General features: G+C 71.4%; 19 protein-coding genes. 2 read left to right on the forward strand and 17 right to left on the reverse strand.

Annotated features, from left to right (window positions below; translation table 11 throughout):
- Nucleotides 1-19 precede the first annotated feature (19 nt).
- Genes M1R94_RS03680 through M1R94_RS03700 form a run of 5 tightly spaced genes read right to left on the reverse strand, consistent with a single transcriptional unit; the run spans nt 20 to nt 3,809 of the window.
- Entirely contained in the window at nt 20-463 is a 444-nt protein-coding gene (locus M1R94_RS03680; RefSeq protein ID WP_249380318.1) for a hypothetical protein, read from the reverse strand.
- Complete coding sequence (hisB, locus tag M1R94_RS03685; protein ID WP_249380319.1) at nt 460-1,086, reverse strand: imidazoleglycerol-phosphate dehydratase HisB; 627 nt, start codon at nt 1,084-1,086, stop codon at nt 460-462. The genes M1R94_RS03680 and hisB overlap by 4 nt, the downstream gene beginning before the upstream one ends.
- Nucleotides 1,083-2,222 carry a histidinol-phosphate transaminase gene (locus tag M1R94_RS03690; protein WP_249380320.1) on the reverse strand — a complete coding sequence of 380 codons (1,140 nt, stop codon included), beginning with the start codon at nt 2,220-2,222 and terminating at the stop codon, nt 1,083-1,085. The genes hisB and M1R94_RS03690 overlap by 4 nt, the downstream gene beginning before the upstream one ends.
- 47 nt (nt 2,223-2,269) lie before the next feature.
- Nucleotides 2,270-2,902, reverse strand: a complete 633-nt coding sequence (locus tag M1R94_RS03695; RefSeq protein ID WP_249380321.1) for a YgjV family protein — start codon at nt 2,900-2,902, stop codon at nt 2,270-2,272.
- Nucleotides 2,903-2,957: 55 nt separating this feature from the next.
- Nucleotides 2,958-3,809 (reverse strand): alpha/beta hydrolase family protein, encoded by an 852-nt coding sequence (locus M1R94_RS03700; protein ID WP_249380322.1) that lies wholly within the window; start codon nt 3,807-3,809, stop codon nt 2,958-2,960.
- 118 nt (nt 3,810-3,927) lie between these two features.
- Here M1R94_RS03700 and M1R94_RS03705 point away from each other — a divergent pair, with 118 nt between their 5' ends.
- Entirely contained in the window at nt 3,928-6,162 is a 2,235-nt protein-coding gene (locus M1R94_RS03705; protein ID WP_249380323.1) for a RecQ family ATP-dependent DNA helicase, read from the forward strand.
- A 72-nt stretch (nt 6,163-6,234) separates the two neighbouring features.
- Here M1R94_RS03705 and hisD read toward each other — a convergent pair whose 3' ends face one another.
- On the reverse strand, nt 6,235-7,563 hold the full coding sequence (gene hisD, locus M1R94_RS03710) for a histidinol dehydrogenase (RefSeq protein ID WP_249380324.1): 1,329 nt from the start codon (nt 7,561-7,563) through the stop codon (nt 6,235-6,237).
- A 55-nt stretch (nt 7,564-7,618) separates the two neighbouring features.
- On the opposite strand from hisD, the gene M1R94_RS03715 reads away from it, so the two are divergent.
- A complete protein-coding gene (locus M1R94_RS03715; RefSeq protein ID WP_249380325.1) occupies nt 7,619-7,846 on the forward strand; it encodes an RNA-binding S4 domain-containing protein in 228 nt (75 codons plus the stop codon).
- 53 nt (nt 7,847-7,899) lie between these two features.
- On the opposite strand, the gene M1R94_RS03720 is transcribed toward M1R94_RS03715, so the two are convergent.
- From M1R94_RS03720 to M1R94_RS03770, 11 genes are all read right to left on the reverse strand, one after another.
- Nucleotides 7,900-8,307 carry a pyridoxamine 5'-phosphate oxidase family protein gene (locus M1R94_RS03720; protein ID WP_249380326.1) on the reverse strand — a complete coding sequence of 136 codons (408 nt, stop codon included), beginning with the start codon at nt 8,305-8,307 and terminating at the stop codon, nt 7,900-7,902.
- A gap of 29 nt (nt 8,308-8,336) precedes the next feature.
- Nucleotides 8,337-11,885 (reverse strand): DNA polymerase III subunit alpha, encoded by a 3,549-nt coding sequence (dnaE, locus tag M1R94_RS03725; RefSeq protein ID WP_249380327.1) that lies wholly within the window; start codon nt 11,883-11,885, stop codon nt 8,337-8,339.
- 74 nt (nt 11,886-11,959) lie between these two features.
- Entirely contained in the window at nt 11,960-12,898 is a 939-nt protein-coding gene (locus M1R94_RS03730; protein WP_249380328.1) for an RluA family pseudouridine synthase, read from the reverse strand.
- A complete protein-coding gene (gene lspA, locus M1R94_RS03735) occupies nt 12,895-13,497 on the reverse strand; it encodes a signal peptidase II (RefSeq protein WP_308199868.1) in 603 nt (200 codons plus the stop codon). Before lspA ends, M1R94_RS03730 begins: the two co-directional genes overlap by 4 nt.
- A 2-nt stretch (nt 13,498-13,499) precedes the next feature.
- Entirely contained in the window at nt 13,500-13,973 is a 474-nt protein-coding gene (locus M1R94_RS03740; protein WP_249380329.1) for a TraR/DksA family transcriptional regulator, read from the reverse strand.
- Between the two features lie 110 nt (nt 13,974-14,083).
- Nucleotides 14,084-14,770, reverse strand: a complete 687-nt coding sequence (locus M1R94_RS03745) for a DivIVA domain-containing protein (protein WP_249380330.1) — start codon at nt 14,768-14,770, stop codon at nt 14,084-14,086.
- Nucleotides 14,771-14,895: 125 nt separating this feature from the next.
- Nucleotides 14,896-15,183: a YggT family protein gene (locus M1R94_RS03750; RefSeq protein WP_249380331.1), complete on the reverse strand. Its 288-nt coding sequence runs from the start codon at nt 15,181-15,183 to the stop codon at nt 14,896-14,898.
- Between the two features lies 1 nt (nt 15,184).
- Nucleotides 15,185-15,655, reverse strand: a complete 471-nt coding sequence (locus M1R94_RS03755) for a cell division protein SepF (RefSeq protein ID WP_249380332.1) — start codon at nt 15,653-15,655, stop codon at nt 15,185-15,187.
- 144 nt (nt 15,656-15,799) lie between these two features.
- Nucleotides 15,800-16,564, reverse strand: a complete 765-nt coding sequence (locus M1R94_RS03760) for a purine nucleoside phosphorylase YfiH/LACC1 family protein (protein ID WP_249380333.1) — start codon at nt 16,562-16,564, stop codon at nt 15,800-15,802.
- Nucleotides 16,561-17,862, reverse strand: a complete 1,302-nt coding sequence (gene ftsZ, locus M1R94_RS03765; protein ID WP_249380334.1) for a cell division protein FtsZ — start codon at nt 17,860-17,862, stop codon at nt 16,561-16,563. The genes M1R94_RS03760 and ftsZ overlap by 4 nt, the downstream gene beginning before the upstream one ends.
- A gap of 151 nt (nt 17,863-18,013) precedes the next feature.
- A complete protein-coding gene (locus tag M1R94_RS03770) occupies nt 18,014-18,985 on the reverse strand; it encodes a cell division protein FtsQ/DivIB (protein ID WP_249380335.1) in 972 nt (323 codons plus the stop codon).
- Nucleotides 18,986-19,000: the final 15 nt, after the last annotated feature.

The raw sequence follows: 19,000 nt of genomic DNA on the forward strand, positions 1-19,000 counted from the left end.
CTGTCCAGATGGCGCGCGCTCAGGCCCGCCGCCTCTTGGCCGCCGCGGCGAGGATGCGCATCGCGGTCCATCGCGACATGCCGACCGAGGACACGACCCCGGGCAGCTCCTGCGGCGTGACCTGGCCCAGCAGCAGCTGCTCGACGACAGGTGGGGCACCGTCCAGCATCAGGACCGGCGCGATGTCCTCACCCTTGCTCCCCGCCGACCACCGGGAGGCGGTCATCTGCCCGTCGCGCTGGGTGAGCAGCACGACCGGGGTGTTCTTCAACAGCTTCGAGATGACCGCGGCAGCACGCTCGGGATCACCCACCGCGGTCGTGCGGCACACGCCGACGGCCCCGATGTCGGTGGGAACGGCATCGACCGGCACCTTGCTCAGCGCACACGCTGCGGCCAGGCCCTGCGCGACCGCGACCTGCGTGAGGACCACGGCAGCTGCCGGGAGGTCCTCACCGCTCACAGCGCGCCCTTGGTCGAGGGGATGCCCTCGACCCGGGGATCGTGGGCCACGGCGAGCCGCAGAGCACGGGCGAGGGCCTTGAACTGCGCCTCCACGATGTGGTGCGGGTCTCGCCCGGCGAGCACCCTGACGTGCAGGCAGATCCCCGCGTGATGGGCGATCGACTCCAGGACGTGGCGGGTCAGCGACCCGGTGAAGTGCCCGCCGATGAGGTGGTACTCCTGGCCCTGGGGCTCACCCGAGTGCACCAGGTACGGCCGACCGGACACGTCGACGACAGCCTGGGCGAGGGCCTCGTCGAGCGGCACGAGCGCGTCGCCGAAACGCGCGATGCCCGCCTTGTCGCCCAGCGCCACGCGCAACGCCTGGCCCAGGGCGATGGCCACGTCCTCGACCGTGTGGTGCACGTCGATCTCGGTGTCGCCGGTCGCGCGGACCGTGAGGTCGATCAGCGAGTGCTTGCCCAGCGCGGTGAGCATGTGGTCGTAGAAGGGCACCGAGGTCGAGATCTCGGTGCGCCCGCTGCCGTCGAGATCGAGCTCGACCAGGACGTCGGACTCCGAGGTCCTCCGCTCGATCCGGGCCGTGCGACCCGACCCGCCTGCGCCTACGGTCTGGCTCACAGTCCTGCCACCTCCACCAGGGCGTCCTTGAACGCCACCATCTCCTCCGGGGTGCCGATCGACACCCGCAGCCACCCGTCCGGCCCGGTCTCCCGGATCAGCACACCGCGGTCGAGCAGACCCTGCCAGATCGCGTGCCGGTCGTCGAACGTGCCGAACAGGACGAAGTTGGCGTCCGTGTCCGCCACACGCAGACCACGCGCGCGCAGCCACGCCACCGTCGTGTCCCGCTCGGCCCGCAGCGCGCCGACCAGCGCCATGAGCTCGGTCGAGTGGGCCAGGGCCGCACGCGCCACCGCCTGGGTCACTGCGGACAGGTGGTACGGGAGCCGCACCACGCGCAGGGCGTCGACGAGCGCCGGCGCAGCGGCGAGGTAGCCGAGGCGCGCACCGGCCAGCCCGAAGGCCTTGGACATCGTCCGCGACACCGCGAGGGCAGGATGACGGTCCAGCACCTCCAGGGCAGAAGGGGTGCCCCGCCGCCGGAACTCTCCGTAGGCCTCGTCCACGACCACCACGCACCCTCCCACGACACCGCGCGCAGCCTCCAGGACGGCCTCGATCGTCGCGAGCGGAAGCGCCGTCCCGGTCGGGTTGTTGGGGCTCGCCAGCAGCACCACGGAGGGCTGGTGCCTCTCGATCGCCGCCGCCGCGACCACCGGGTCCACGGTGAAGTCCTCCTCACGTCGGCCGACCACCCAGGTCGTGGAGGTGTCACGCGCGTACTCGGGATACATCGAGTAGGTCGGTGCGAAGGAGAGCGCGGTCCGTCCAGGACCACCGAACGCCTGAAGGAGGTGCAGCATGACCTCGTTGGACCCGTTCGCCGCCCAGATCCGGGTCGGGTCCAGAGCCACGCCCGACTCGCGCTCGAGATAGGTGGCGAGATCGCGCCGCAGCGCGAGGAAGTCGCGGTCGGGGTAGCGGTTCAGACCCCGTGCGGCCTGCGCCACCGCAGCGGCGATGTCGGCGACCACGGCGTGCGAGGGCGGATACGGGTTCTCGTTGACGTTGAGCAGCACGGGGACGTCGAGCTGGGGCGCGCCGTAGGGTTCCAGACCCCGCAGCTCGGTGCGCAGCGGGAGCTCTGCGGAGGCGCGGTCCCGCGCTCGCTCGGGAAGGTCGGCAACGGTCACGGGGCCGATCGTAGCCACGGTGGTGGCCTCGTCGTCGGGCTCGACCGTCAGGCGTCGACGAGCTCGAGCACGCGGCGGTCACCCTGAGCGACGAACCCGACCGCCCGGAGGTACTTCTCGGAGGCCGCCATGCCCGCCGAGGCAACGACCCGTCGAGTGCCCATCGCGGCGAACGGGCCGTCGGTGCGGAAGACGAACTCCCCCGGCGTGAAGTCCCGGTAGGCCGGGAGCACGTAGTCCAGGACGACCTGCTGCTCGCCGACCTCCTGCCCGGCCCGGGACAGGACCACACCCACGAGCTGGTCGCCGGTGCTCACCAGGAAGGCGTGATCGGCCACGGGCACACCGTCGTCGGGAAGGTCGGGGTTGAAGGCACGGATGTCCTGGCTGTGGCGCGAGAGCAGGTGACGCAGGTACGGCTGGTCCACCCCGATCGGCACGACGTCGTAGGCACGCTCGTCGTGACGCTCGCGCACCAGCCTGCTGATGACCCACAGGTTGATCCCGACCAGCACGACGTTCATCGCGGCCATCGGCCAGACCTCGACCACCGCGTTGTACCCGATCAGCACCAGGCACGAGAGGGTGTTGAGCACCCGGAAGCGCATCACCCTGGTCTGCAGCAACGAGATGATCAGGACGGCCGACCCGATCCAGCCGATGGCTTCGACGACGGGCACGTCACACGCTCCTGGGTCTCCGCGAGGCGACCGTGCGCCCCGTCCGGCGACGATCCTACGGCGCGGGAGGGAGGTCGACGGCCTGCTCGACCCACCCGGCCAGCAGGTCACCCACCACCTCGGGCAGGATGACCTGGCCGTGGTCCACGCCTGGCAGCACCTCGACGGCCACCTCGTGGCCGCCGACCGTGAGGGCGTCGGCGAAGACGGTCGAGAAGGATGCCGGGACCAGGTCGTCCTCGGCGCCGTGCACGAGCAGGACGGGGATCTCGGGGTGGGCGTCCGCCCAGGTCAACGGGTTGGCCTCGCGCCAGAGCTCGGGCGCACTGTCACGGGGGACGCCGAGCAGGGTCTGGGCCGCACCGGCCGTCGCCGCCAGGTCGTACGGACCGGCCAGGCCGACGACGGCGTCGGGCCGGACCGGCGGGTGAGGGCACGAGGCCGCACCCGGCCGGTCGGGGGCAAGACCGACCAGGGCCGCCAGGTGGGCCCCTGCGGAGTGACCCACCACCACCACCGGGACACCGGGCACCTGGTCCACCGCGTAGGCGACGCCGCACGCGACGTCGTCCACCGGTACCGGGTAGCTGTCGCCGGTACCACCCGCCCGGTAGGTGATGGTCACGACCGCGTGACCCTGGGCGACGAGCGCCTCGGCCAACGGAGCGAGGCCCGCGGGGTCCGCAGACCACCAGCCCCCGCCCGGGACGAGCACGATCACCGTGTCCGGGCGACCCGGCGGGAGGTCGACGGTCGCGGGCAGGCCCGCAAGGAACTCGCCCGTCCCCGGGGTCGGGGGGGTCACGGACGGTCGCGACGTGACGTCAGCGTCCGGCGCGGGCTCCTGGGGTGCGCAGCCCGCCAGGAGCAGGAGCAGGATCAGGGCCAGGAGGACGGGAGGTCGCACCCCTCCACTGTGGCATCCCGAGCGGCCCGGTGCGTGTGCTCGGGCACGTGCGTGTGCCTGTGCCTGAGCACCCTGCCGCAGACCGGCAGGTGTCCGTGACGGGTGACAGACTTCGACGATGCCCCCCACCTCGGACCCCTCGACCGGAGCGATCGCGGTCGCGGGACACGCCGCACCTCGGGGCGGGTCCGACCGCCCCGCGCTGCGGGAGCGCGCCGAGGAGGTGCTCCGCGCGCTCGTCGGACACCCCGACGCGCGGTTGCGCGAGGACCAGTGGACGGCGATCGAGGCGCTCGTGGCGGACCGACGCAGGGCCCTGGTGGTCCAGCGGACCGGGTGGGGCAAGTCGGCCGTCTACTTCGTGGCCACCTCGCTGCTCCGCGAGCAGGGGTCCGGCCCGACGGTCATCGTCTCGCCGCTGCTCGCCCTCATGCGCAACCAGGTCGAGGCGGCCCGACGCGCCGGGATCCGCGCCGAGACGATCCACTCGGCCAACACCGAGGAGTGGGCGTCGGTGCAGGAGCGGGTCGTGGCCGGGGAGACGGACGTGCTGCTCGTCTCACCCGAACGGCTCAACAACCCCGGCTTCCGGGACGAGGTCCTGCCCCGTCTCGCGCAGGACGCCGGGCTGCTCGTGATCGACGAGGCCCACTGCGTCTCGGACTGGGGTCACGACTTCCGCCCCGACTACCGTCGCATCCGCGACCTGCTGCTCGACCTCCCGACCGGCACCCCCGTGCTGGCGACCACCGCGACGGCCAACGCCCGGGTGACCGCCGACGTCGCCGAGCAGCTCGTGCCGCACGGGTCCGGCACGCCGGGGCCCGGCGACGAGCCGGGCGAGGAGGTGCTCGTCCTGCGGGGCAGCCTGGATCGCACGAGCCTGCACCTGTCCGTCCAGGAGCTCGAGGACCAGGCGTCCCGGCTCGCCTGGCTCGCGCAGAACCTGCCCGCGATGCCCGGGTCAGGGATCGTCTACTGCCTGACGGTCGCCGCTGCCGAGCAGGTCGCGGCCCACCTCACCGCCGCAGGCCTGGTGGTCCGCCCCTACACCGGGCAGACCGACCCGGCCGAGCGGCTCGAGTGCGAGCAGGATCTCCTGGCCAACCGGGTCAAGGCACTGGTCGCCACGTCAGCCCTCGGGATGGGTTTCGACAAGCCCGATCTCGGCTTCGTGGTGCACCTGGGGGCGCCGGCCTCCCCGATCGCGTACTACCAGCAGGTGGGCCGCGCAGGCCGCGCGACCGAGCGGGCCGAGGTCGTCCTGCTCCCCGGCCGCGAGGACCTCGCGATCTGGGACTGGTTCGCCTCGATGGCCTTCCCGCCCGAGCAGGAGGTGCGGGCGGCGCTGGCGGCCCTCGAGGACGCCGGCAGGACGCTCTCCACCGCTGCGCTCGAGCCCCGGGTGAGCCTGCGGCGCAACCGCCTCGAGATGATGCTCAAGGTGCTCGACGTCGACGGGGCCGTCCGTCGGGTCCGTGGAGGGTGGGAGTCCACCGGGCAGCCGTGGTCCTACGACAGCGCGCGGTACGAGCAGGTGGCTGCGACGCGGCAGACCGAGCAGCAGTCGATGCTCGACTACGTCGCCGGACCAGGGTGTCGGATGCACTTCCTGCGCAGTGCGCTGGACGACCCCGACCTCGCGGCTCACCCCCGGTGGCAGTGCGGGCGCTGCGACCGTTGCGGCGGCACGACCTCGACGACCAGGCCCGACGAGGAGGCCGTCCGCCAGGCGCGCAGCCAGCTCGCCGTGCCGGGGGTCGAGGTCCCCGCACGTCGGCAGTGGCCGAGCGGGATGGCGTCGCTCGGCGTCCCGGTCAGCGGTCGGATCTCGGCGCAGGACGGCGCGTCGGCAGGCCGTGCGGTCGCCCGTCTCGACGGTCTGGGCTGGGGGAACCAGCTGCGCGAGCTCTTCAGCGCCCCCGCGCAGGCCGCAGGGGCCCAGGACACCTTGCCGGTCGCGCTGCGGGCCCCGGTGCTCGAGGTGATGGACGCCTGGAGCCCTCAGGTCGACGGTGTCGTGGTGATCGGGTCCCTCACCCGACCCGGGCTCGTCGAGCACCTGGCGGCCGGGATCGCCCGCCACCTCGGCGTCCCCGTGGTCGGGCGGGTCGGGACGGACACCGGGCGTCCGCCCGGGCGCCACGACGTCAACTCGGCCCAGCGACTGGCCGGGGTCTGGCAGCGTCTCTCGCTCGACCTGAGCCCCGCCGCCGAGGCCGGTCTGACCGGCCGCTCGGTCCTGCTGGTGGACGACCGCTACGACACGGGATGGACCGTCACGGTCGCGGCGCGCCTGCTCCGCCAGGCCGGGGCGACCGCCGTCCACCCGTTCGCCCTCGCGATCGGGTGAGGGGTCCGGAGACCGGCTCGACGGCGTCGGACGTCAGCCTGGGGCAGAACCTCGGTTTGCCGTGGCGCAGCCTCAGTCCTCGAAGCGAGCCTCGACGGCCTCGCCGTGCGCCGGCAGGTCCTCGTCGTCGGCGAGGCTCACGATGCGTGACGCCAGCGTGTGCAGTGCGCCCGCGTCGTACTCGACCACCTGCACGGCCCGCAGGAAGCTGTGGACGCCGAGGCCGCCCGCGTAGTGCGAGCACCCGCCCGTCGGCAGCACATGGTTCGAGCCTGCCATGTAGTCCCCCAGGGAGACCGGCGAGTAGGGGCCGACGAAGATCGCCCCGGCGCTGGTGACACGGTCGGCCACCCTTGCGGCGTCAGCCGTCTGGATCTCCAGGTGCTCGGCGCCGTAGGCGTTCACCACCTCCAGGCCCTGCTCGAGGTCGTCCACCAGGACCACCGCTGACTGGGGGCCGCCCAGGGCCTGGACCACCCGGTCACGGTGCTTGGTCTGCGCGACCCGCTCCGGTAGCAGGGCCTGGACAGCGTCGGCCAACGACGTCGAGTCGGTGACCAGGACCGACGCCGAGGTGGGTCCGTGCTCGGCCTGCGAGATGAGGTCGACCACGACGTGCACCGGGTCCGCACCGTCGTCGGCGAGGATCGCGATCTCGGTCGGGCCGGCCTCGGAGTCGATGCCGACCACCCCCCGGACCAGCCTCTTGGCTGCGGTCACGTACTGGTTGCCCGGACCGGTCACCACGTCGACGGGCTCGCACAGCATCGCGCCGTCCTGAGGCAGCTCTCCCTGCGCGCCGTACGCGAGCATCGCCACGGCCTGCGCGCCGCCGACCGCGTAGACCTCGTCCACCCCCAGCAGGGCGCAGGCCGCCAGGATCGTGGGGTGCGGCAGACCGCCGTTCTCCCGCTGCGGCGGGCTCGTCACGACCAGCGAGGCCACACCGGCCTCCTGCGCGGGGACGACGTTCATGACGACCGACGAGGGGTAGACGGCGATCCCTCCGGGGACGTAGAGGCCGACCCGACGCACCGGCAGCCACCGCTGACGCACCTGCGCCCCCGGTGCGAGGTCGACGCTCAGGTCGGCGGGGCGCTGGGCGGCGTGCACGCGCCGCGTCCGCGCGATCGCCTCCTCCAGGGCAGCACGAACCGGCGGGGCGAGGCTCTCCAGCGCGTCGGCCAGGGCCGACTGCGGGACGCGTAGATCGACCGGGCGGACGCCGTCGAACCGTTCGGACAGGTCACGCAACGCCCGTGCACCGTGCTCACGCACCTCGGCGATGATCGGCGCGACATGCTGGGTGACCGCGGCGATGTCCTGCTCGGGCCGCGGCAGGACCGCAGCGAGCTCACGGGTGGACAGCGTGCGACCGCGCAGGTCGAGACGAGAGATCACGCGGTCAGTCTAGGCAGTCGGCGTCGCGTGCCCGGCCTGGTGGGAGACTGGCCCGATGAGCTCCGCACAGACCGTCCCCGTCACCGGCGGCGCGATCCGACTCGGCCAGCTGCTCAAGCTCGCCGGTGCCGCCGACTCCGGGGCGCAGGCCCGAGCCCTGCTCGACGAGGGCGAGGTCCAGGTCAACGGGGAGCTCGAGCAGCGCCGGGGCCGGCAGCTCGTGACCGGCGACGTCGTCACCGTCGCCACCCCGGCAGGCGACCACGTCTTCGTGGTCGGCTGACCCGACCCGACCCGACCGGCCGAGGGCGCGACGCCGCGACCCGCGAGGCCCGCTCACCGGGTCATGTAGTCCGAGCCCATGACACGGTCGACCGCGACCTGCAGCACGATCCGTCGAGGGTCGTGCTCGAGCGTCCGGTAGCGCGTGCCGTAGCGGCGCATCGCCTCGAGAACCTCGTCGGGGTCGCGAGACACGCTGATCCGTCCTTCGAGGGTCAGCCACCGACCGCCCAGCACCTGGCAGACCGCAGCCCTGGGAGCGAGACCGTCCGGTCCGACCCGCTCGGCGTTGCGCGCCTTGACCGAGCCGTCCCTCGTGGTGATCCGCAGGATCCCGAGCTCGGCGTCCCAGGTGAAGCCCACCGGGACCACGTGAGGGGTGCCGTCAGCCCGCAAGGTCGTCAGGGTCGCCAGGTGACGCTCGGTCACGAAGACGTGCTGCTCGGGAGTCAGGTGGATCACCCGAGGAGTCTAGGTGTCGCCGCGCGGTCTCAGCCCACCAGGCAGCTGGGGCCCAGGAGCGCCTTGAGGTCACCGAACAGGGCGTTGGACCGCTCGATGCGCAGGCCCTCCTCAAGCCGCATCACGGTCGACCGACCCGGCTGGGTCAGCTTGAGGTGGACCTCGGTGACCCCGGGATGGGTCGAGAGGATCTCCCGCAGGCGCTCGACCACGGGTGGGGTGCACCGCACCACGGGCAGGGTGATGGTGACCGGCGCGGACTCGGCCGTGGACACGTCCGGCAGCCAGACCTCGACGGCCTGGAGCTGGAGCTGCTCGTCGCGACGGCGCACCCGGCCCCGCACGGTGATCACCGCGTCCTCCGCGAGCGCCGTGGAGTAGGCCAGGTAGGTCTCGCCGAAGAACATGATCTCGATCGAGCCGTCGATGTCCTCCAGGGTCACCGCGGCCCACGGGTTGCCCTGCTTGGACATCTTCCGCTGGAGCGAGGTGACCAGCCCGCAGACGGTCACCATCGACCCGTCGGACCTCGCGTCGTCGGCCAGCAGGGTCATGATCGAGCAGTCGGCGGCGGCACTCAGGACGTGCTCGAGGCCTGACAACGGGTGGTCCGAGACGTAGAGCCCGAGCATCTCCCGCTCGAAGGCCAGCCGCTGCTTCTTGTCCCAGTCAGGGACGTCCGGCACCTCGACGCTGAAGGACAACGCCGTGTCGGCGGCGTCGGTCGCGTCGCCGAAGCCCGCGAAGAGGTCGAACTGCCCCTCCGCCTCCTTGCGCTTGACGCCCACGACCGCCTCGACGGCCTGCTCATGGACCAGCAGGAGTGCCCTCCGGCTCGGCGCGAGCGAGTCGAAGGCGCCGGCCTTGATCAGCGACTCGATGGTGCGCTTGTTGCAGACCACCGCGGGCACCTTGTCCAGGAAGTCGATGAACGAGGTGAAGTCGCCCTTCTCGGTGCGCGAGGCCACGATCGCGTCCACGACGTTGGCGCCCACGTTGCGCACCGCGGTCAGGCCGAACCGGATGTCCGTGCCCACCGCGGTGAAGTTGGCCGAGGAGGAGTTGACGTCCGGGGGCAGGACGGTGATGCCCATGTGCCGGCACTCACCGAGGTAGAGGGCCGACTTGTCCTTGTCGTCGCGGACCGAGGTGAGCAGCGCCGCCATGTACTCGGTCGGGTAGTTCGCCTTGAGGTACCCGGTCCAGTACGAGACGAGGCCGTAGGCGGCCGAGTGGGCCTTGTTGAAGGCGTACCCGGCGAACGGCACCAGGGTGTCCCACACCGCCTGGATGGCACCGTCGGAGTAGCCCCGCTCACGCATTCCCGCCTGGAACGGCACGAACTCGGCGTCCAGCACCTCCTGCTTCTTCTTGCCCATCGCACGACGCAGCAGGTCGGCCTGGCCGAGGGTGTACCCGGCGAGGATCTGCGCGGCGCGCTGCACCTGCTCCTGGTAGACGATCAGCCCGTGGGTCTCGTCGAGGACCTCGGCGAGCGGCGCCTCGAGCTCGGGGTGGATCGGGACGACCTTCTGCATCCCGTTCTTGCGCAGCGCGTAGTTGATGTGCGAGCTCATGCCCATCGGGCCCGGTCGGTACAGCGCGATGACGGCCGAGATGTCCTCGAAGTTGTCCGGTCGCATCTGGCGCAGCAGCGAGCGCATCGGCCCGCCGTCGAGCTGGAACACACCGAGCGTGTCACCCCGGCCGAGGAGCTCGTAGGTCGCACGGTCGTCGAGCGGCAACGACTCGATCTCGATCGGCGGCTTGCCGTTCGCCTCGATGTTGACCAGCGCGTCATCGAGGATCGTCAGGTTCCTCAGACCCAGGAAGTCCATCTTGATCAGGCCGAGGCCCTCACAGGTGGGGTAGTCGAACTGGGTGATCATCGCGCCGTCCTGCGGGCGGCGCATGACCGGGATGATGTCGATCAGCGGCTCGCTGGACATGATCACGCCCGCGGCGTGCACGCCCCACTGCCGCTTGAGCCCCTCGATGCCCTGGGCGAGCTCGACCACGCGCTGCGCGTCAGGGTCGGTCGCGTGCAGCTGACGGAACTCGTCCGCCTCGGAGTACCGCTTGTCCTGCGGGTCGAAGATCCCGCTCAGGGTGATGTCCTTGCCCATGATCGCCGGGGGCATCGCCTTGGTGAGCTTCTCCCCCATCGCGAAGGGGAACCCCAGCAGGCGGCTCGAGTCCTTGAGCGCCTGCTTGGCCTTGATGGTCCCGTAGGTCACGATCTGCGCGACGCGCTCGTCGCCGTACTTCTCGGTGACGTACCGGATGACCTCGCCGCGGCGCCGCTCGTCGAAGTCGATGTCGACGTCGGGCATCGAGACGCGCTCGGGGTTCAGGAAGCGCTCGAAGATCAGACCGTGCTCGAGCGGGTCGAGCTCGGTGATGCCCATCGCGTAGGACGCCATCGATCCCGCTGCCGACCCGCGCCCTGGCCCCACCCGGATGCCGTTGTCCTTGGCCCAGTTGATGAAGTCCGCCACCACGAGGAAGTACCCCGGGAACCCCATCTGCGTGATGATCCCGGTCTCGTAGTCCGACTGCCGACGTACGTCCTGCGGGACCCCCGCCGGGTAACGACGGTGCAGGCCCCGCTCGACCTCCTTGACGAACCAGCTCGTCTCGTCCTCGCCGGGTGGCAGCGGGAACCGGGGCATGTAGTTGGCCGAGGTGTTGAACGAGACCTCGCACTGCTCGGCCAGCAGCAGCGTGTTGTCGCAGGCCTCGGGCAGCTCGGACCAGACCCTGCGCATCTCCTCCGCGGACTTGACGTAGTACCCGTCACCGTCGAACTTGAACCGGTCAGGATCGGCGAGGGTGGTGCCGGAGTTGATGCACAGCAGCGCTTCCTGGGAGTGCGAGTCCTCACGCTTGACGTAGTGCAGGTCGTTGGTGGCCAGCAGCGGTGCGCCGATCTCCTGGGCGATGCGCAGGAGATCCTTCTGGACCCGTCGCTCGATGTCGAGGTCGTGGTCCATCAGCTCGACGTAGAAGGAGTCCTTGCCGAAGATGTCCTGGAGCTCACCGGCAGCACGCAGCGCTTCGTCGTACTGACCGAGCCGCAGCCTGGTCTGCACCTCGCCCGACGGGCAGCCGGTCGAGGCGATCAGGCCCGGCGAGTAGCGCTCGAGGAGCTCGCGGTCCATCCGGGGCCACTTGCCCATCTGTCCCTCGAGAGAGGCCAGCGAGCTCGCGCGGAACAGGTTGTGCAGGCCCTCGTTGTTGCGCGCCCACATCGTGAGGTGGGTGATCGACCCGCCACCCGAGACGTCATCGCTCTTCTGGTGCGCCTCACCCCACTTGACCCTGGTCTTGTCGAAACGGCTCGTGCCCGGGGTGACGTAGGCCTCGACGCCGATGATCGGCTTGATGCCGGCACGTGTCGCCTTGCTCCAGAAGTCGAAGGCGCCGAACAGGAAGCCGTGGTCCGTGGTGGCCATCGAGTGCTGCCCCAGGCGACCGGCCTCGGCGAAGAGCTCGTCCAGCTTGGCGGCACCGTCGAGCATCGAGTACTCGGTGTGCACGTGCAGGTGGACGAAGTCGGACCCGCCGCGTGCTGCCATGCCGACGATTCTAGGTGCCGCGACCGACGCCGAGGACCCTCGTGCCGGACTCCGGCGGCCCGCGGCCGCAGGTCCTAGAGGTAACCCTCCGACAGGACCGCCCACGCAACCGCGAGGTCGTCCGGGTACTGGCTGGTGACCTCGAGCCGCCGCCCTGTCGACGGGTGGTCGAACGCGAGCCGCATCGCGTGCAACCACTGCCGACCGAGCCCGGCACGGGCAGCGAGCACCGGGTCCGCGCCGTACTGCAGGTCGCCCACGCACGGGTGGCGCAGCGCCGAGAAGTGGACCCTGATCTGATGCGTTCGCCCGGTCTCCAGGGTGACCTCCACCAAGGAGGCCGACGGCACCATCTCGAGCACCTCGTAGTGGGTCACCGAGGGCTTTCCCTCGGCGACCACCGCGAACCGGTAGTCCGCGGTGGGATGGCGCCCGATCGGCGCATCGATGGTGCCTGTGGTGGGCTCCGGGTGGCCCTGCACGACCGCGTGGTAGACCTTGTCGACCGTTCGTTCCTTGAACGCGCGCTTGAGCACCGAGTAGGCGTGCTCGCTCTTGGCCACCACCATCAGCCCCGAGGTCCCCACGTCCAGGCGGTGCACGATGCCCTGGCGCTCGGCCGCCCCTGAGGTCGACAGCCGGTGACCCGACGCGGCCAAGGCGCCGACCACGGTGGGCCCGGTCCAGCCCGGCGACGGGTGTGCGGCCACGCCGACCGGCTTGTCGATGACGAGCAGGTCGTCGTCCTCGTGGACCACGATCATCCCGGGCACGGGCTGGGGGTCGACCGGGACGGTGGCCGCAGGGTCGAGCCCCTCGAGGTCCACCTCCAGCCAGCCACCTGCAGGCAGACGGTCGGACTTGCCGACGACGGCGCCGTCGAGCAGCACGGCGCCCGCGACCGCGAGATCGGCCGCCCGGGTCCTGGAGATCCCGAGCATCCGCGCGATCGCCGCGTCCACCCGCTCACCGGCCAGGCCGTCAGGTACCGGCAGGGCGCGCAGGTCGCTCACCTGAGCTCCCCGTCCCGGTGCTGCCCCTGGCCGTCCGGCAGCTCAGCGGCCGGGGAGTCCTCCGTGACACCGTCGACCGGTTCGTCACGGCTGGCTCCGCGCGCGGACTCGCGGGAGCCGTCGACACCGATCCCACGCAGGCTCAGCAGCACGATGAGGCAGGCCGCGACGACGATCGCGATGTCGGCGACGTTCCCCACGAAGAAGCCCGCGTAGTCGATGAAGTCGACCACGTGACCGCGACCGAAGCTCGGGTCGCGGAACAGACGGTCCATCAGGTTGCCGACCGCCCCACCGAGGAGGAGGCCGAGTGCCACCGCCCAGGCCCGCGACCCCAGCCGCTTGGCGATCCGCAGGATCACCACCGAGACGACCGCGGCCGCGACGGTGAGCAGCCAGGTCATCCCGGTGGCGATGCTCAGCGCCGCGCCGGGGTTGTAGAGCAGGGTCAGCCCGAGCAGGTCACCGACGACCGGGATGCGCTCGCCCACCGAGAGGCTCGCCACGGCCCACACCTTGGTGAGCTGGTCGACCAGGAGCACCGAGACGGCCAGGGCGAGGAGCAGTCGGACGAGAGGACGTCGGGCTCGACCGGACACGCTCAGCGTCGCTCCTGACGGGCCTTGCAGGTCACGCACAGCGTCGCCCGGGGGAACGCCTGGAGGCGCGCCTTCCCGATGGCCTCGCCGCACGACTCGCACCGCGCGAAGCCCGGGGCGCCCACGCGCTGGAGAGCGTGGGAGACCTGCTCGAGAAGGTCGCGGGTGTTGTTGACGATCGTCAGCTCCTGCTCGCGCTCGAGAGCGCTCGAGCCGGAGTCGGCCTGGTCGTCACCCGCACCGTCGCCCGAGTTCCGCAGCAGGTCGGAGAGCTCGGCGTCCGCGTGCGACAGCTCTGTCCGGAGCCTCGTGATCTCCTCGGTGAGCTCGTTCGCGAGAGCACGCACCTCGGCAGAGGTCCAGGGGTCCTCCCCGTCGCGGACCGGGAAGCCGTCGACGAGCTCGTCCAGGTCCGGCAGCTCGGGGGCCGCATGGTCGGTCGTCGTCGAGGGGCGCGCCGTGTCGTCGATGGCCATGACTCTTCCTGTCGCTGAGGTCACGCGAGAGTAGACCTCTCACGGGTGACGCACAACGCACCACGCCGGACTGCCGGCGTGGTGCGTCGTCTGGTGCTGTGCAGAGGTGATCAGCCGTTGAACTGGAGTCCCGAGTCCGAGCCACCGGAACGAGGTGCGACCGAGGTCCCTCGTGCGTCGAGGTCGCCCAGCAGGTTCTCCAGGTAGCTCTTGAGCCGCGTGCGGTAGTCCCGCTCGAAGACCCGGAGCTCGTCGATCTTGCGCTCGAGGAGGCTGCGCTCCTGCTCGAGCTGGGCCAGCGTCCTGCTGGACGTCTCCTCGGCCTCGCGGACGATCCGGGTCGCCTGGCTCTTGGCCTCGGTGATGATCCGGTCGCCCTCCTCCTGACCGCTGCGCACGTAGTCGTCGTGCAGCTTCTGGGCGAGGTGCAGCATCCCGGTGGCAGACTCGGGCTCGCTGACCCGGGCCGGTGCCGGTGCCGGTGCGGCGGCCACGGGAGCCGGTGCGGGCACGGGCTCGGGGGTCGGCTCCGGGGTCGGGGCCGCAGCCTGCTGGATCCGGCCGGAGGCCCCTGCGGACGAGCCGGAGCCGTTGTCGGCGTTGCGGCTGAGCTCAGCGATGCGCCGCTCTGCCGCTGCCAGCTTGGCCTTCAGCTCGTCGTTCTCGCCCTGGACAGCACGCAGCGTGTTGACGACCTCGTCCAGGAAGTCGTCGACCTCGTCCTGGTCGTAGCCTTCGCGGAACTTCGTCGCCTGAAACTTCTTGTTCAGGACATCATCTGCTGTCAGCAGAGCCATGGTGTCACCTCGGTTGATCGTGCTGGTCAGGCCGGGCAGTCCGCCGACCGCCAGGCATCACGGTAGCGGAGAATGCCGCCGGTGCACGCGGGAGCGCGTGAACGGGACGGCGTGTCGGGCGGCACTCAGACGAATGGGGCAAGGATGCTCAGCAGCACCGAGCAGGCGATCATCACGATGAGGAACGCCAGGTCGAGCCGGATCGTCCCGAGGGACAGCGGCGGGACCACCCGACGTACCGCACGCAGCGGCGGGTCCGTGACGGTGTAGGTGGCCTCCGCCACCAGCAGCACGACGCCGCGCGGCCGCCACTCGCGCGCGAACACCTGCACCCAGTCCAGGACGAGCCGCACGAACATCAGCAGGAAGAAGACGAGGACGACCAGGTAGAGCAGGCCGAGGACGAGACCCACGTCAGCTCTGGTTGTAGAAGCCGGTGCGCGTCTCGCCGGGCGCGACCTGCTCCTCACCGGTGACCTCGACGTGCTCGGGCGAGAGCAGGAAGACCTTGCTCGTCACCCGCTCGATCGCTCCGTGCAGGCCGAAGATCAGCCCGGCGGAGAAGTCGACCAGACGCTTGGCGTCCGCGTCGGTCATCTCCGAGAGGTTCATGATGACCGGCGTGCCCGACCGGAAGGCCTCGCCGATCACGCGCGCGTCGTTGTACGACCGCGGGTGGATGGTGGTGATCCGACGCAGCTCGGCTGCGGGCGCGGGCGCGCTCGGGACCCGCTGGTTGCGGTGCAGAGGGGTGACCTCGGCCTCGTACTCGTGCGGCACGGCGTACTCCTCGTCGTACTCGTCGACGTACTCCTCGACCTGCCCCTGCCGGTCGTCCTCGGCCAGGCCGAGATACAGCATCGTCTTGCGAAGCGCTCCGGCCATCGCGATCTCCATCCCCTGTGCGGTCCGTCAGGACCGTTCCACCCAGGGTTCTGGGCGCCACGATCCGGTCGGTCTCACGCTAACCCAGCGCCCTGTGCGACCCGGCGCGACACGCCCGCAGCCCTCGATCAGCACCGATCCGCGTCATGCGCCCTGCCCGGGCGCGGCTGTCGGCAGCAACCTCACGACACCGGCGAGACGACCACGGGGTCGGCCCTGCTGCTCGGCCCCGCGGTGGGAGTACCACCGGTGGTCGGTGAGGGTGCATCCGCCCACCTGGCGCACGTGATCGACCTTCGCGGCGGCGAGCAGCCGACGCACTCCTTCGGGGAGGTCCAGGGAAGGGGTCCCCCAGGTGGTGGTCGAGGCCGTGCCCGGCACCGCGTCGTCGACCACCTGCTGCATGGCGTGCGGGACCTCGTAGCACTCCCCGCAGATCGCGGGTCCGATCACGGCCTGGAGCTCGCCCGGACGAGCCCCGAGCGAACCGAGCGCGTCGACCGTGCTCTGCACGACGCCGTCGACCAGGCCTCGTCGACCAGCGTGGACGACGCCGGCCACGCGCGCTCCGACGTCGACGAGCAGCACCGGGACGCAATCCGCCACCAGCACCGCCACCGCGACGTCCGTCCGTCGGGTCACGATCGCGTCGGCTGTCGCGACGACCGTGACACCGTCGGGAGGTGGCTCGGTGCAGTGGTGCACCGACGCACCGTGGACCTGCCGGGTGAGTGCGAGCGGAGCACCGACCCACGCGGCCAGCCGTCCCCGTCGCTCCAGGACGTCCACCGGCTGGTCCGGCGTGGACAGGCCGAGGTCGTACCCCTCGCCCCGTGGCCCCAGGGTGGTGAAGGCAGCGCGCACCGCCGGTCCGAGCGTGACCTCGACCAGCGGTGGCGCCGAGGTCACGACGGGTTCTTGAGGAAGTCCGGCAGGTCGAGGTCGTCGTTCGCACGACGCGGCCGCGCCTCGAAGACCGGCGGCACGTCGAGGGCATCGGCATGGGCATCGGCCCGGCCGTCGGTGCCACCCGCGACGGGTTCGTGCACCGAGAGGTCGGGGCGCTCACCTCGCGGCACGTCGCTGCTCTCGTAGGGGTTCGGCACCTGGTGGGGGGCCCATCCCTCGTCGAGGGCCGAGGCAGCGGGCTGCACCGGGACGACAGGAGGCATGGCCCGCTGCTCGACCTGCGGCGGTCGTTGTGCGCCACCGACCTGGCCGAGCCCGCGGGTGTCCCGGGTGTCCCGGTGCACCGTCGGCGAGCCGCTGTCGAAGCCGGCAGCGATGACCGTGACCCGCACCTCGTCGCCGAGCGCGTCGTCGATGACCGCACCGAAGATGATGTTCGCCTCGGGGTGGGCGGCCTCCTGGACCAGCCGCGCGGCCTCGTTGATCTCGAAGAGCCCCAGGTCCGACCCGCCCTGGATCGAGAGCAGCACTCCGTGCGCGCCGTCGATGCTGGCCTCGAGCAGGGGCGAGGAGATCGCCAGCTCGGCAGCCTGGACGGCCCGGTCGTCGCCACGCGCCGAGCCGATGCCCATGAGCGCGCTGCCGGCTCCCTGCATGACGCTCTTGACGTCGGCGAAGTCGAGGTTGATCAGCCCGGGGGTGGTGATCAGGTCGGTGATGCCCTGGACGCCTGAGAGGAGCACCTGGTCGGCGGAGCGGAACGCGTCGAGGACCGAGACCGAGCGGTCGGAGATCGACAGCAGCCGGTCGTTGGGGATGACGATGAGCGTGTCGACCTCGTCCCGCAGGCTCTCGATGCCCGTGTCCGCCTGGACCGAGCGTCGGCGTCCCTCGAAGGTGAACGGCCTGGTCACGACACCGATCGTCAGCGCTCCGAGCGACCGGGCGATCCGAGCCACGACGGGGGCGCCGCCGGTGCCGGTGCCGCCACCCTCGCCGGCCGTCACGAAGACCATGTCCGCGCCACGCAGCACGTCCTCGATCTCCTCGGCGTGGTCCTCGGCTGCCTTCTTGCCCACCTCGGGGTCGGCCCCCGCGCCGAGACCTCGGGTGAGCTCGCGGCCCACGTCGAGCTTGACGTCCGCGTCGGACATCAGCAGGGCCTGGGCGTCGGTGTTGATGGCGATGAACTCGACACCCTTGAGGCCGACCTCGATCATCCGGTTGACGGCGTTGACGCCGCCGCCACCGATCCCGACCACCTTGATGACCGCCAGGTAGTTCTGCGGAGCTGCCACGTCGGTGCCTCTCGTCGTGCGACAAACCTTCACGTTCAGGTGGAAGGTTAGAGTTATGTCAGATTGCTGTCAGGGGCGACGCTAGGTGGCCCCGGCGCAGCCTGCAACGACCACGGGCGCGTGTCGTCGGATTACCCCCGGCGTTCCATGGTCAGGAGCGTGTGATCGGCAACCTGGGTGCCGAGACGTCGTAGACCGCCGCGCCGCTGCTCGCCTCGGCGCGACGCAACGCCCCCAGCACCTCGGCCTTCAGGGCGGTCTCGTCCGCGCTCCCCCACTCGACCCGCGCACCGTCCTGGAGCGTGAAGGTCACGGTGTCCTGGGTTGCGGCCGCAACGGTGGTGACCTCGGCGAGGAGGTCCTCCGGCAGACGCTGGAGCACCGTCAGGACCGCCGTCAGGACGCGCGCGTCCTCGGCGTCGAGCGGGACGTCGACCACAGGCAGGCCCTCCGGGACGGCATCCGCCCGGCCCACCTGCACCCCGTCGACGTCGAGCAGGACCACCGCCCCACCGGCCTGCGGGACGGCCGCGACGGGCTCCCGCGAGACCAGGGTGACCCGCAGCCCGTGCGGCCACACCCTCGCGACCTCGGCCGCGCGGACCCCCGGCACGTCGAGGATCGCTCGGCGCATCCCCACGGTGTCCAGCCGCGGCAGCGGGGTGCCCTGGTACCCCTCGACCACCGTCCGCACCGCGGCCGGATCCACCACCGTCCCCTCGCCGCGCACCTCGACGTCCTGGGTGTGCAGCGCCAGCACGGGCGAGATCAGCAGCAACCAGCCCACGGCGGCGACGACCACGACCACCGTTCCCACGATCAGCATGCGCCGGCGGCTCAGTCGGCGCCGCATCGCGACACGCTCGGCGAAACGCTCCGCCGAGCCTGTCGAGACCACCGGTGGGCGGACCGGCACCCAACCACCTCCCCGGACCACCTGCGCGTCCCGACCGTCGCGGGCAGCACGAGCGTCCGGCCCGCCGTCGGCCCTCCCGCCGTCGGCCCTCCCGCCGTCGGCCGCCCGTCCGGCCGGGCGTGCCGTCGCCGGACGGGTGACCTCGCCACGACCCTCGCGCGGCACGCGCAGCGGCGCCGCCGGCCGGGCCTGACGGGTAGGAGCCACCGGGACGACCCGGGG

It is taken from the genome of Actinotalea alkalitolerans, from assembly GCF_023369855.1.
Classification (GTDB): domain Bacteria; phylum Actinomycetota; class Actinomycetes; order Actinomycetales; family Cellulomonadaceae; genus Actinotalea.

Bases quoted from the DNA above. Each gene is read 5' to 3' on its own strand.
- M1R94_RS03705 (WP_249380323.1), top strand. From the start codon at position 3,928: ATGCCCCCCACCTCGGACCCCTCGACCGGAGCGATCGCGGTCGCGGGA.
- M1R94_RS03715 (WP_249380325.1), top strand. From the start codon at position 7,619: ATGAGCTCCGCACAGACCGTCCCCGTCACCGGCGGCGCGATCCGACTC.
- M1R94_RS03755 (WP_249380332.1), bottom strand. From the start codon at position 15,655: ATGGCCGGAGCGCTTCGCAAGACGATGCTGTATCTCGGCCTGGCCGAG.
- M1R94_RS03740 (WP_249380329.1), bottom strand. From the start codon at position 13,973: ATGGCCATCGACGACACGGCGCGCCCCTCGACGACGACCGACCATGCG.
- dnaE (WP_249380327.1), bottom strand. From the start codon at position 11,885: ATGGCAGCACGCGGCGGGTCCGACTTCGTCCACCTGCACGTGCACACC.
- M1R94_RS03745 (WP_249380330.1), bottom strand. From the start codon at position 14,770: ATGGCTCTGCTGACAGCAGATGATGTCCTGAACAAGAAGTTTCAGGCG.